The organism is Sphingomonas sp. UYEF23 (genome assembly GCF_040546165.1).
Taxonomy (GTDB): domain Bacteria; phylum Pseudomonadota; class Alphaproteobacteria; order Sphingomonadales; family Sphingomonadaceae; genus Sphingomonas; species Sphingomonas glacialis.
The window spans coordinates 1-12,438 of record NZ_JBEPNG010000001.1 but is presented as its reverse complement, the minus strand read 5'-3'; the positions used below and the strand labels follow the sequence as shown (position 1 = coordinate 12,438).

Annotated in this window: 12 protein-coding genes; 1 reads left to right on the top strand and 11 read right to left on the bottom strand. The window is 63.5% G+C overall.

Annotated features, from left to right (window positions below; translation table 11 throughout):
* Positions 1-5: 5 nt before the first annotated feature.
* The 11 genes from ABIB28_RS00060 to ABIB28_RS00010 all read right to left on the bottom strand — a co-directional run bounded on the left by ABIB28_RS00060 (position 6) and on the right by ABIB28_RS00010 (position 11,619).
* Positions 6-1,214, bottom strand: coding sequence for a TraB/TrbI/VirB10 family type IV secretion system protein (locus ABIB28_RS00060; RefSeq protein WP_354285443.1), 1,209 nt, complete (start codon positions 1,212-1,214; stop codon positions 6-8).
* 5 nt (positions 1,215-1,219) lie between these two features.
* A complete protein-coding gene (gene trbG, locus ABIB28_RS00055) occupies positions 1,220-2,092 on the bottom strand; it encodes a P-type conjugative transfer protein TrbG (protein ID WP_354285441.1) in 873 nt (290 codons plus the stop codon).
* Positions 2,089-2,907: a conjugal transfer protein TrbF gene (gene trbF / locus ABIB28_RS00050; RefSeq protein ID WP_354285439.1), complete on the bottom strand. Its 819-nt coding sequence runs from the start codon at positions 2,905-2,907 to the stop codon at positions 2,089-2,091. Before trbF ends, trbG begins: the two co-directional genes overlap by 4 nt.
* Positions 2,908-2,910: 3 nt before the next feature.
* Positions 2,911-4,212, bottom strand: a complete 1,302-nt coding sequence (trbL, locus tag ABIB28_RS00045) for a P-type conjugative transfer protein TrbL (RefSeq protein ID WP_354285437.1) — start codon at positions 4,210-4,212, stop codon at positions 2,911-2,913.
* 122 nt (positions 4,213-4,334) lie between these two features.
* Entirely contained in the window at positions 4,335-5,108 is a 774-nt protein-coding gene (trbJ, locus tag ABIB28_RS00040) for a P-type conjugative transfer protein TrbJ (RefSeq protein WP_354285435.1), read from the bottom strand.
* Entirely contained in the window at positions 5,105-7,576 is a 2,472-nt protein-coding gene (trbE, locus tag ABIB28_RS00035; protein WP_354285433.1) for a conjugal transfer protein TrbE, read from the bottom strand. Before trbE ends, trbJ begins: the two co-directional genes overlap by 4 nt.
* Positions 7,570-7,854: a VirB3 family type IV secretion system protein gene (locus ABIB28_RS00030; protein WP_354285431.1), complete on the bottom strand. Its 285-nt coding sequence runs from the start codon at positions 7,852-7,854 to the stop codon at positions 7,570-7,572. The genes trbE and ABIB28_RS00030 overlap by 7 nt, the downstream gene beginning before the upstream one ends.
* Entirely contained in the window at positions 7,851-8,186 is a 336-nt protein-coding gene (locus ABIB28_RS00025; RefSeq protein WP_354285429.1) for a TrbC/VirB2 family type IV secretion system protein, read from the bottom strand. The genes ABIB28_RS00030 and ABIB28_RS00025 overlap by 4 nt, the downstream gene beginning before the upstream one ends.
* Before the next feature lie 4 nt (positions 8,187-8,190).
* Positions 8,191-9,186 (bottom strand): P-type conjugative transfer ATPase TrbB, encoded by a 996-nt coding sequence (trbB, locus tag ABIB28_RS00020; protein WP_354285428.1) that lies wholly within the window; start codon positions 9,184-9,186, stop codon positions 8,191-8,193.
* Positions 9,183-9,620 carry a CopG family transcriptional regulator gene (locus tag ABIB28_RS00015; RefSeq protein WP_354285426.1) on the bottom strand — a complete coding sequence of 146 codons (438 nt, stop codon included), beginning with the start codon at positions 9,618-9,620 and terminating at the stop codon, positions 9,183-9,185. The genes trbB and ABIB28_RS00015 overlap by 4 nt, the downstream gene beginning before the upstream one ends.
* A complete protein-coding gene (locus tag ABIB28_RS00010) occupies positions 9,592-11,619 on the bottom strand; it encodes a conjugal transfer protein TraG (RefSeq protein WP_354285424.1) in 2,028 nt (675 codons plus the stop codon). Before ABIB28_RS00010 ends, ABIB28_RS00015 begins: the two co-directional genes overlap by 29 nt.
* A 203-nt stretch (positions 11,620-11,822) precedes the next feature.
* On the opposite strand from ABIB28_RS00010, the gene ABIB28_RS00005 reads away from it, so the two are divergent.
* Complete coding sequence (locus ABIB28_RS00005; protein WP_354285422.1) at positions 11,823-12,200, top strand: antitoxin Xre-like helix-turn-helix domain-containing protein; 378 nt, start codon at positions 11,823-11,825, stop codon at positions 12,198-12,200.
* Positions 12,201-12,438: the final 238 nt, after the last annotated feature.

Sequence of the window (12,438 nt, the reverse complement as noted above, 5' to 3'; positions counted from 1 at the left end):
ATTTCCTACGAGTGCCAGGGTGCGAGGATAAGATCGCGGTGAACGACCAGCCGCACCGATGCACCGGGCCGGATCGTAATGGTCGGCTGAACCTGGAGGTTTTTCGACGTCAGCTGATCGCCAGCGCGGGAGACGTTCTGCTGTGTGGATTCTCTGATCGCCTGGACGAGATCGCTCTCCCCCGTGAAAGTCAGGCTCGATCCAACGCCGAGCAGCGTCGATAGGGCTACGCCCTTGAGCAGCGCCCACGTATGGAAATCGACCTTGTCGGCAAGACCAGCATATCCGGCAGGATCGGTCGCGGGGACATTGTCGATCTGCAGGGAACTGCCGTTCGGCAGGATGATCCGCTGCCAGACGACGAGTGCGCGGCTCTGCCCGAAAGCGACGACACTATCGTACGTCCCGATAAGCCGCGCACCTTGCGGAATCAGCTCAATCTGCCCGGTCGCGGAGTCGAAAACTCGTTCGGTGACTTGTGCAGTCACCAATCCCGGCAAATCCGAGCGCAGCCCCGTGATGAGGCTCGCCGAAATCACGCTGCCGGCGGACAGCGTGTAAGGCGAACGCAACGGCGTAAGAACGTGCGAATCGACCGGTCCATTTTTGTCCACACCCGACGCGAAGTCGGTCTTGCGCAACTGACTGTTTGGGTCGCGCTCGGGATCGAGGGAGGTCCGAGCTGGGTCGTTCGTCGCAATGGGGTTAGCAGCCGGCGGGCCCGCTGGTTCCCCGGCCACTGTGGTCCGGCCAGCGGATGTGGCCAGCAGCCCCGACTCTCGAGCGGCCTTCGCCTGCGCTGCCGCCTGTTCACGCTCGGAATTGATTGTGGATTGCGGAGCGACACGCGGCGGTCCGGCTTCGGTAGCCATCACACGCTGGCGATCTAGGATCGGTCGACCAAGATCGCCGGGAAGCGGTGCCCCGAGTTTCGGTGCGTCACCGTAACTCGTGGGGAGCGCACTCAATGCGTCTCCCGGCACTTTCGTCGCGGTCGGCTGATCGTCCGTTTGGCTCACGATGTGAAATGTCGTTGGCTTGAGAGCGACCCAGGCTGTGGCCGCCAAGGCGACGGACGCGGTAGCCACGAGGCCGACGATCGCGCCGCGCTTGAAGCGAATGGCCTTTGCGGGCCGCGCTCGCAACGTCAGCGTCTCGGGATCGACCTTCGCCGCTGCTGGCGGTCCATTTTGCGCATTGTCTTCGAGATCCACGGCGCTCACCTCCCTTTGCGGTTGGAGTTGCCACGGGCGACGACACGGCTGATGCGAACGATGTCCTGCCGTTTCGTGCCGAGCCGCAACTCGGCAGCATCGAACAGCCGATCGACGATGTAGAAGCGGCCGCGTACGCGGTAATTGACCAACTGCGCTTCGCGCTTTGCATCGACGAGGAAAAGCGGCGGCGCCTCCCCGGTGGCAAGAGTCGCCGAGAATTCGATGAAGGTCTGCCGTCCATCGTCGAATGCCCGCACCGGACGCCACGCCGGACGGTCGCCTGTGATGGCGTAATCAAAGCGGAGATTGTCGACCTCGATGCCGCTGGCAACCGGTGCCGCTGCGGCAGCCTGTTGTTGCTGTCGTTGCAGCGCGATCAACGCGTCCTGCGGGTACGTCCACGAAATCGCCGACATCGCGGGACCGGTCGCGCTCGATAGTGTTAAATGGTACGTCCGGCGATCGGTGGTGATGATGAGGTTGGTCGTGAGGCCAGCCGTGAACGGCTTCACCAGAACGTGCGTGCGTTTGTCCGTGCCGGAGCCACTGGTCGTATCGCCGATCACCCAGCGGACGGTATCACCGCTGGCGACGGCACCGAGTTGCTCACCGGGCTGGAGGGCGATGTCGGTCACTCGCCCGGGTGCTGTATAGACCCGGTAGATCGTCCCGTCGTTGAACGGATAGAATTGCGTAGCATTGACGAACGCCGCAGCTGATGGCTCGATCGTCGCACCGGAATTGGCAGCAGCAACTTGTCGCGCAGCCTCGTTCCGGGTCGCCGTCAGTGGCACCGCTCGCTTTCGCGGGGCGGCATCGGCGGGCATTGCAATCACCGCGAGCGCGGCAATGAGAGGAATAACGACGTGGTTCATGGCTGGATCTCCGTTTGAGGTTTTGCCGGGATCGGCGCGCCGAGCGACGGATCGAGCGGCGAGCCGACCGGCACGTTCGTTGGAATTAAGGGCGCCGCGACCATCGCGGTCGTCGGTGCGGGCGGGAGCGCGGGCTCAAGCTCGCGGCTCCAGTCGATGGCATCGACGTACACACCGAGCGGGTTCCTACGCAGCGTGTCGGCAGAAGTCGGGGACTTCGTGACGACCGTGAGGATACCGGTCCAATGCGCCAGCCCGACCTGGTTGCCGCGTTCGTACGCGGTCTCGGTCCACTTGACCTGGAAGGACTTGTCCGACGCCCGCACGACACTCGTGACCTGCACAGCGACCGATCGCTCGCCGATGCCGGCGAACGGGTGCGCGCTGCGGGCATAATCTCCCAGAAACGCCGCGCCGCGCTGGGTCGCGAAATTATAGGCGGACAACCAGTCTTTGCGCATCAGTACGGGATCGAGCGAGACCGAGCGGACGTTCTCGACGAACTTCGCGAGATGCCATGCGATCTGCGGATCGGTTGGGCGATAGGTCGCCTCCGCCTCGCTCACCGCGCGGGCCTCACCGAGCCGATCGACCGCGACGATATACGGGACGACGCGGCTCTGGAGTGACTGCCAGATCAGCGCCCCGGACATGCCGCCCGATACGACGAGCATGCCGAACGCGATCATCCGCCAATTGCGGGCTTGCACCCGTGCAGAGCCGATGCGGTCGTCCCACAATTGCCCAGCGCGCTGATACGGCGTTTCTGGCTCTGGAGTGCGTCCGTAGCGCTGGACGCCGCGTTTGAAGATCATGGCTCAATCATCCTTTTCTTTGATGTCGGGAGTGGCGGACGCACCGCCGCGATCGCCTTCGCGGATGGCGTGCATCGCGACCTGGCGGTGGTGACGAGAATCCTGGCGACGTTGCAGCGACTGCGCCCAACCCGGCGCGCCGGCATTCTCGCCGGCGGAGGCAGAGCCGCTGCCCTGCTGCCCGCCGTTCATGCCAGCCCAAGCCGCATCACGGCCGGATTGCGCCGCTTGCGATAGGCCGAGCGCACTCGACGCTTTTTGGCGCATCGCGCCCCCGGCTGCCTGCGCGACACCGCCGAGGCCTGCGCCAACGCTCTTCGAGCCCGATGCTTCCTGGCCAAGCTGATAGGAGGCCTGCGCTGCTGATCCCATCGCAGTGCCGGCACGAACCGCGCCGAGCGCAGCGCCGCCGAGAGCGCGCGCACCGGCGACCGCTCCGCCGCCAGCCAAGGCTGCAATACCTGCGGCACCGACGGTCGTCCCCAGCGCCGCGCCTGCGCCGAGTTGGGGCGCGCCGGACAAAAGCCCCGATGCGATGCTCGGGCCGAAGATGCCGAGGCCAAACAAGGTGAGCGACGCGAGCACCAGACTGAGCGCCCGCGCGATGTCCGGTTCACCTTGGGCAGCGGTTGCGAATTCGGTGAAGAAATTGGAGCTGATGCCGATGATGACGGCGAGCACCATGACCTTGATCCCGGAGCTGACGACGTTCCCGAGCACGCGCTCGGCGAGGAAGCTGGTCCGGTTCCACAGCGCGAACGGCACGAGCACGAAGCCCGCGAGCGCGGTCAATTTGAATTCGAGGATGGTGACGAACACCTGCACCGCGAGAATGAAGAAGGTAATGATGGTCAGCGCCCATGCGATCAGCAGCACAGCAATCGTCACGAAGTTGGTGAAGAATCCGACCGGGCCGCTGAGATCGGAAATCTGCTGAAGCAACGGCCATGCGGCCGTAAAGCCGGTGCCGGCAAGCCGGCCGGGCTTTAGAAGATCGTCGGCGGAGATCCCCCCGCCTCCCGCCGTGATCCCGGCACTGGCGAACGAGCGGAATACGATGTCGGCGAGTGTCGAGAATCGATTGATGATGAACGCGAATGCGCCGACGTAGAGGATCTTCTTGATGAAGCGACCGATGACATCCTGTTCGCCGCCGAGTGCCCAGAACAGGCCGGCCAGCGTGATGTCGATGCCAATCAACGTCGCGGTCAAAAAGCCGACATCGCCGCCAAGCAAGCCAAAGCCGCTATCGATGTACCGAATGAAATCGGCAAGAAACCGGTCGATGACATTGAGATCGTTCATGATGCGTCAGATGTCCAAAATATGAGAATGTCGCGGGGCCCGGTCTGGGGAGCGGGACCGGACCCCGCGACGGCAGCGGTGAGCTTGGGGGAAGTCACCGCCGCCCGCGCACCGGTTCGTGCCTATTTGCCAGGGGGCGCTGGCGTGTAAGCCGAACCGGAACCAAGAAACTTTTGCGTTGCGGCGCGCGCATCGGATTCCATTTGAACCCGCCGCGCCTGCTCGATCGCTTCGGCGCGGTATTGCGCCGCCATCATGCTCTGCGTTTGAAATTGCTGTTTTGCGGCCAGCGCGAGTAGCTGGTTGGTCGCCTGCCCAACCGCCAGCGCTCCCTCGGAACTCTGACTGCGCGACACGATGTCGTTGAGCGTGGCCGCGTCGGTCGAGACATTCTCGGCGATTTGCGACTGGACTGACATGGTCTGGCCGAATGCGGCGAGCGACGCATCCAGTCGCGCACGCGCCGCCGCGACCAGCGCGTTCCCGGTCAATGCCGGATTGAAGGTTGACGGGAACATTTGGCTGTATTGCTGGGCGGTCGTGGTCACGTGGAACTGAATGCCGCGTGCCTGGCTCATCAATTGATCAATCTGCTGCAGGCGCTGTGTGATCGCCTGGACTTCAGGAAAATTGATCGTCGTAAGGTTCTTGGCCTGGTTGAGCAGCATCGAGGCTTCGTGCTGAAGCGACTGAATCTGATTGTTGATCTGCTGCAGCGACCGCGCTGCAGTCAGCAGATTCTGCGAATAATTCGTCGGATCGAAGACCGTGAATTGGGCCTGTGCCGGTGAGGTTGCCAGCACAGATCCGAGCGCACCGGTGGCCGCAACTGCGAGCGCCATTGACGTAAATTTGCGTCCGATCGCGGACCGGGCGGCGCGGGATGGTGCAATCATGGCAGTACTCCTTGTTCGGGGGATGGCGTTTCGGGTGGTATGAAATCGGCGAGCAGCGCCGCAGCCCAGTCGAGGCCGGCGTAGTCAAGGAAGCGCTTGGCGAACTCGGGTTCGCCGTGCTCGTGCAACAACCGGTCGATCGCCGCCTGCGACGCCGGATCGGACGTGCCGCACAGCGCGAGTGCGATCGGTCCCAGCCCGAGTTCGAACAGCCGATTTCCTCGGGTCGACTGGAGGTAGTAATGGCGTTTCGGCGTGGCGCGGCTGATCAGTTCGACCTGTCGGTCGTTGAGGCCGAAGCGTTCATAGGCGGCGCGAGATTGCGGCTCGATCGCGCGATCGTTGGGTAACAAAATACGCTGCGGGCAGCTCTCGATGATGGCGGGTGCAATGCTGCTATCAGCGATGTCCGCCAGACTCTGCGTCGCGAACAGCACCGCAACGTTCTTCTTCCGGAGCGTCTTGAGCCACTCGCGGATGCGCGCCGCGAACAGCGGATGATCGAGGAAGATCCAGGCTTCGTCGAGAATGAGCAGCGTCGGTCGACCGTCGAACCGATCATCCAATCGGTGAAAGAGATAGGTGAGCACTGGCGCAACCACCCCCGCCTGCCCCATCAACGCCTCAGTTTCGAAGCATTGGACGTCGGCGAGTGCGAAGCTTTGTTCGGCTGCATCGAGCAGCCGGCCATACGGGCCTTCGAGCGTATAAGCGGTGAGCGCAGTGCGCAGTGCGTTTGACTGAAGCAACAGCGCCAAACCGGTGAGCGTGCGTTCTTCGGTTGGCGCCGATGCGAGGCTGCCAAGTGCCGACCACACCGATTCCTTGATCTCCGGCGTGACGACGACCTTTTCATGCACGAGCAAAGCGGCGATCCAGTCGAGCGCCCAGGCGCGTTCGGCGGGAATGTCGATGTCGCGCAGCGGCTGGAAGGCCAGCGCTTGGCTCCCGCTCGAGACTGTATCGACGGCGATACCCAGTGCGTTATGTGCGCCGCCCATTGCGAGCACTGCCGCGCGCGCGGAAAAACCCTTGTCGAAGATATAGAGTTGAGAGTTCGGGTAGCGTCGGAATTGCAACGCGATCAGCGCGAGCAGCACCGATTTACCGGCGCCGGTTGGGCCGACCACCAACATGTGGCCGACATCGCCAACATGGGTCGACAATCGGAACGGCGTCGATCCGGCGGTCTGAGCATAGAATAAAGGCGGACCGCCGAGATGCTGGTTGGCGATCGGCCCTGCCCACACCGATGGCAGCGGCATCAGATGTGCAAGGTTCAGCGTGTGGACTAGAGGCTGGCGCACATTGGCATAGGCTTGGCCAGGCAGCGACGAAAGCCAGGCCTCAACCGCATTCACGCCTTCGCGCTTCACCGTGAACCCGAGGCCGTTGACGATCCGCTCGATGGCTCGAACTTTTACTTCGGCGCGGTTGCGATCCGCGTCCGCTACCGTGATCGTCGTCGTCAGATAGCCGAATGCGACATGATCGCCGCCGAGCGCTTGCAGCGCGAGATCGGCGTCCACGACCTTATTGTCAGCATCGCTATCGAGCAGTTGCGTGGGCTGGTTGTAGATCACCTCGCGAAGAAGGGCTGCGACCGACTTGCGCTTGTTAAACCATTGCCGCCGTAAGCTAGTCAACACTTTGGTCGCGTCGGTCTTGTCGAGCGCGATGAAACGCGTCACCCAGCGATACCCGAAATCCTGATGGTTGAGCGCGTCGAGCAGCCCCGGGCGGCTCATGTTGGGGAAGCCGAGCACGGTCAGCGTCCGAAGATGCTGCTCGCCGAGCCGGGGCTCGAGCCCGCCGATCAGCGGCGTGTCGGCGAGTACGCCATCGAGGTACATCGGCGTTTCGGGCACGGTGACCGGATGACGGCGGCTCGAAACGGTGCCGTGCAAATAGGTAAGCGTCTCGGCATCGTCGAGCGCACGGACCTCGGGCATGAACCCGGCGAAGAGATCGAGCACCCGGTTGGTTTCTGCAATGAAGCCCGCCAACGCTGTGCGCCAGTCGCGCCCCTTGGCGTCGTCAGGCCGATCGACCAATGAACGTCCGGCCGCATCGCTACTGTCGGCCGGCGGCAACCATGTCAGCGTGAGATGGAAACGGCTCTCGAAATGCTGGCCTTCGGCTTCGAAGCCTGCGCGACGTTCCTCGTCGACCAGCCAGGACGCTGCGTCGGGAAACGCGCTGACGGGATAGCCAAGCGCCTCGCGGCGCTCGGCGTCGAAGAATAGAGCCCAGCCGCTACCGAAGCGGCGCAGCACGTTATTGGCGCGCGCGCAGGTGGAAACGAGCTCGGCTTCCGTCGCGCTCTCGAGATCGGGACCGCGAAACCGCAGCGTCCGCTGGAAGCTGCCATCCTTGTTGAGCACGACCCCGGGCGCGACGAGTGCCGCCCACGGCAGATGATCGGCGAGGCGGTCCGCGCGGTGTCGGTATTCCGCGAGGTTCAGCATGCCAGATATCCTTTTTGCCGCAGGTGTCGGACGAGGACGCTGGCGAAGTCTGGATCGCAGCGCGCGGCGAACACCGCGATGCTGTGACCGACGGCCCAGACAATGAGCCCGATCAGCCACTGTTGGAGCCCGACACCGATCGCTGCCGCGATCGTCCCGTTGACGATTGCGATGATGCGCGGAGCGCCGCCGAGCAGGATCGGGGATCCGAGGCTGCCATGGATCGTCGCCTCGAATCCGTCGATGTGCTGGCCGGAACCGGAATGGGCCGGCGTCATGCGATCAGTGCCCCGCCGCCAAAGCTGAAGAAGGAGAGGAAAAAGGAGGAAGCGGCGAACGCGATCGACAAGCCGAAGATGATCTGGATGAGCTTGCGAAAACCGCCGGCGGTCTCCCCGAACGCCAGCGTGAGGCCGGTGGTGATGATGATGATCACCGCTACGATCTTGGCGACAGGGCCCTGAACGGATTCGAGCACTTGCTGGAGCGGCTGCTCCCACGGCATTCCCGACCCGGCAGCCCAAGCCTGCGCCGAGATGGTTGCAGAAAGTCCCAGCACGAGCGCAACGAAGGCGGGCGAAGTGGAACGAGAAATGTGATGCAGGCGCATGGGGTCAGTCTCCTTGGGGGGGGAAGTGTTGGTCGGGGGTGAGGTCGATGACCGCGTAAACGCCGTCCGGATCGAGACCGGCGACCCGCGCCAAAGTGTCGACACGGCGAGCAATGCCGCGACCGGAGATGAACACGATCATGTCGATCGCATCCGCGATCAGCCGACGCGGCACGGTGACGACCGCCTCCTGGACAAGCTGCTCGATGCGGTGGAGCGCTGCGACGGCGCCATTGGCATGGACCGTCGCAATCCCGCCGGGATGGCCGGTGTTCCAGGCTTTCAGCATATCGAGCGCTTCGCCGCCGCGAACCTCGCCGACGATGATCCGGTCGGGTCGCAGCCGCAGGGTCGAGCGCACGAGGTCAGCCATGGTGACGGCGTCGGTGCGCGTGCGCAGCGCGACCGTGTCGGCAGCGGGCGATTGCAACTCGCGCGTATCCTCGATCAGGATCACGCGCTCGTCGAGATGCGCCATCTCGGCAAGCAGCGCATTGGCGAGCGTCGTCTTGCCCGAACTGGTCCCGCCAGCGACGAGGATGTTGCGCCGTTCGACGACGGCGAGCGACAGGAGTCGCGCCATGTCGGCGGTCATGATGCCGTCCCCGACGTAATCCATCAGCGTGTAGATCCGCGTCGCGGGCTTGCGGATCGAGAAGCAGGGCGCGAGCGATACTGGTGGCAGGACGCCTTCGAAGCGCTCCCCTGCCCCCTCGCCGTGCGGCGGCAATTCGGCCGAGACGATCGGTGAGCCAGCATGGACCTCTGTGCGGGCGTGGCTCGCGACCAGTCGAATGATACGTTCGACCTGCGCCGGATCGAACCGCACCAGCGTATCAGTGCGCCCTTCACCCAAACGATCGAGCCGGAGCGCACCATCAGGATTGACCATCACTTCGACGACGAGCGGATCGGCGAGCGCGGCAGCAATCGTCGGCCCCATTGCGGTGCGCAGCATTGCACGCTTGCGATCGACCGAGATCTGATCGGTTGCGGTCATGATTTTTCTCCGGTGTCGCGCGGCGGCCCGAGGGTGCGATCGCCAGAGGCGAGCTGCCGCCCGACCTGCGATACGAAAGCTTCGAAACGTTCGCGTCCGATGGCGCGCGCGGCGGTGTCGGCATCGGGCAGCGGTGCGGTGACGGTCAGTTGGTAGCGGACGAATAGCGACAGGCTTTCGAGCACGACCTCGATGTCGCGGCGGATTCGCTCCTGCTCGCGCGACATCCGGTCGAGCCGGACCTTGAACAGATCGTCAAGCTTCTTCGAGCCGCGCCGTTCGAGCCAGTCGGCCAGCGCATCGTTGACGAGGTGGCTCTTATTGCCACCGGGACGCGACGCGAGCGCTTCCAGCACATCGCTGATCGCCCGATCGATATAGAGGCTCTGCCGGACCTTCATCGCGTCAAATCCCCGGCAGCAGGTCGCGCCCACTGCTTTGATTGAGGCCGTAGCCGCGCGTGATCGGATTGATGCCGCGCGCCTGGTCCATCGCGCGCTGTTCGGCGGCGAAATCGCCATCGTCGTCACCGGCGGTAGTCAGCGGGGCGTGTTCCACCTCGACCTGCTTGGTGGGCCGCTCCTCCGACAATCCCGGACGCCGCTCCTGCTGCATGCCGCCATCCTCGCCGGCAGCAGCCGCATCCTTACGGCGACGGAGGCGCTCGTCTGTAAGGCGGGCAAGGCAGCCCCAGTCGTTCGAACGTTGCTTGGGCCGATCGACGTAGCGTCCCTCGCCAAGCGTCGGCGCTGGTGCGACGCGGCTCGCAAAATTCCGGTCCTGGAAATAGCGTAGCTTGGTCGCGCGGATCGGTGCGAGGCCCGAGATCAACACCAGCTCGTCGGTCGCCGGCAGCTGCATCACCTCGCCTGGCGTGAGCAACGCGCGGGCAGTCTCCTGGCGGCTGACCATGACATGGGCGAGCCACGGTGCGAGCCGATGTCCGGCATAGTTGCGCATCGCACGCTGCTCGGTCGCGGTGCCGAGCGCATCGGAAATGCGCTTGGCAGTCCGCTCGTCGTTCGTCGCAAACGCGACGCGGACGTGGCAATTGTCGAGGATCGAATTGTGGTCGCCGTACGCCTTCTCGATCTGGTTGAGGCTTTGCGCGATCAGAAAGGCGCGAATCCCGTACCCGGCCATGAAGGCGAGACTAGTCTCGAAGAAATCGAGCCGTCCGAGCGCCGGGAACTCGTCGAGCATCATCAGCAGTTGGTGGCGACGTGGACCATCGCTGGGCTGATCGAGACGCTCGGTCAGGCGGCGGCCAATCTGGTTGAGCACGAGGCGAATCAGCGGCTTGGTACGGCTGATGTCCGATGGCGGAATGACGAGGTAGAGCGATAGCGGGCGATCGCCCTCGATCAGGTCGGCGATGCGCCAGTCGCAGCGCGACGTTACCTCAGCCACAGTCGGATCGCGGTATAGTCCCAAGAATGACATCGCGGTCGACAACACGCCGGAGCGCTCGTTCTCGCTTTTGTTGAGCAGCTCGCGCGCAGCGGACGCGACAACGGGATGAACACGAGGATGTTCGGTGTCGCCGAGATGGTTGGTCGACATCATGTTACCGAGCGTCGAAACGAAGCTGCGTTGCGGGTCGGACAGGAAGGTGGCGACGCGTGAGAGCGTCTTCTCCTCCTCCGCGTAAAGAACGTGAAGGATCGCGCCGACGAGCAACGAATGACTGGTCTTTTCCCAATGATTGCGCCGCTCGAGCGCGCCTTCCGGGTCGACCAAAATGTCGGCGATGTTCTGGACGTCGCGTACTTCGTTCGCACCGCGCCGCACTTCGAGCAGCGGATTATATTTCGCCGAGCGCGGGTCGGTCGGATTGAACAGCAGGCAATGCGAGAAGCGCGCGCGCCATCCCGCTGTCAGCGTCCAGTTCTCACCCTTGATGTCGTGAACAACGGTCGAGCCGGTCCAAGATAGCAGCGTCGGTACGACGAGCCCGACACCTTTACCCGACCGGGTCGGCGCGAACGCCATGACGTGTTCAGGCCCTGAATGCCGGAGATAGCGATCGCCGATGCGACCGAGCAGGACACCGGCGTCGCCGTGAAGCCCCGCCTGGTCGATTTCACGATGCGTCGCCCATCGGGCTGATCCATAAGTCGTTACATTGTTCGCCTGCCGCGCACGCCACAACGATCCGAAGATCGCGGCACCACATCCGACAAACCCACTGGCACCGGCCAGCATGCCTGCTTTGTCAAAGACCGGCTCGGCATAGGCTCCGAAATGATACCACCATGCGAACAGCGCCCACGGCCGATAGAGCGGCACGCCGCCTGCAATTGCCCAAGGGCGGCCTAGTTCGGGTTGATAGGCGAGCATCGCCGCCGCCCACTGCGTCCCACCCCACACGCCCGTGAACACGATCGCGAAGACGATAAGGATCTGACCGATCAGCAATTTGGTAGGCGTCATGTTGCGGTTTCCCCGCCGGACGCGTCGCTTGCGCCGGCTAAGGGAGACTCGCGCAGAGGCCCTTGGAATCGAAGGGTCCTGTTGGGTGATAAAGCGCTAGGGTCCGCTAGCTACACTGGTTCAGATAGGAATCGCAGGCTATTGCCGCTCAAGCAATTCGTTCTTATAATTGCTTCATAGCGATTTCATTCTAGGGAACGGTCATGGCAACGACGCTGATACGGCCGAAGGCGGATGAAAGCCGAGTGCTAACGACCGCCGTCGTGAGAGTCGCGACCTGTTGGAAGCTGACAAACGAGCAGCTTGGCGCGGTGCTAGGCCTTTCCCCTGCCACGGCCTCTCGATTGCGCACGGGCGGATTCGAACTCGACCGATCGAGCAAGGCGTTCGAGCTCGGGCAGCATCTGGTGCGCCTGTTTCGTGGCCTTGATGCGCTGATGGGCAGCGACGACGAAGCATCTATGTCCTGGCTCCGCACCAGCAACCTCGATCTCGATGGTCGCCCACTCGATCTGATCCGCTCGATCCGCGGGCTTGGCGCGGTTGCGAACTATGTCGATGATTTCCGCGCTCAGGTCTGAGATGGACCCGACCCCGGCCGACTTACGACCCTATGCTGCAAAAGTGTGGCGCCTCGTTGAGGCGCAGCATCGTATCTCGACCAACAGACTGGCAGCAAATGTCGAAGATCAGTCCCTGCTCGAGCAACTGATTGACGACGTAATGTTGATTTCCGCTGAGAGTTGACCCGGGATTTTCATCGAGAAGTGACCCGGGTGGATATAGTGTCCCGCGGCGCGGGGGTGGGTCAAGCGGTGG

What these genes read in the sequence shown, in the direction of transcription:
- trbG (WP_354285441.1), bottom strand. Translation starts at nt 2,092, where the DNA reads ATGAACCACGTCGTTATTCCTCTCATTGCCGCGCTCGCGGTGATTGCA.
- trbF (WP_354285439.1), bottom strand. Translation starts at nt 2,907, where the DNA reads ATGATCTTCAAACGCGGCGTCCAGCGCTACGGACGCACTCCAGAGCCA.
- trbL (WP_354285437.1), bottom strand. Translation starts at nt 4,212, where the DNA reads ATGAACGATCTCAATGTCATCGACCGGTTTCTTGCCGATTTCATTCGG.
- trbJ (WP_354285435.1), bottom strand. Translation starts at nt 5,108, where the DNA reads ATGATTGCACCATCCCGCGCCGCCCGGTCCGCGATCGGACGCAAATTT.
- trbE (WP_354285433.1), bottom strand. Translation starts at nt 7,576, where the DNA reads ATGCTGAACCTCGCGGAATACCGACACCGCGCGGACCGCCTCGCCGAT.
- ABIB28_RS00030 (WP_354285431.1), bottom strand. Translation starts at nt 7,854, where the DNA reads ATGACGCCGGCCCATTCCGGTTCCGGCCAGCACATCGACGGATTCGAG.
- ABIB28_RS00025 (WP_354285429.1), bottom strand. Translation starts at nt 8,186, where the DNA reads ATGCGCCTGCATCACATTTCTCGTTCCACTTCGCCCGCCTTCGTTGCG.
- trbB (WP_354285428.1), bottom strand. Translation starts at nt 9,186, where the DNA reads ATGACCGCAACCGATCAGATCTCGGTCGATCGCAAGCGTGCAATGCTG.
- ABIB28_RS00010 (WP_354285424.1), bottom strand. Translation starts at nt 11,619, where the DNA reads ATGACGCCTACCAAATTGCTGATCGGTCAGATCCTTATCGTCTTCGCG.
- ABIB28_RS00005 (WP_354285422.1), top strand. Translation starts at nt 11,823, where the DNA reads ATGGCAACGACGCTGATACGGCCGAAGGCGGATGAAAGCCGAGTGCTA.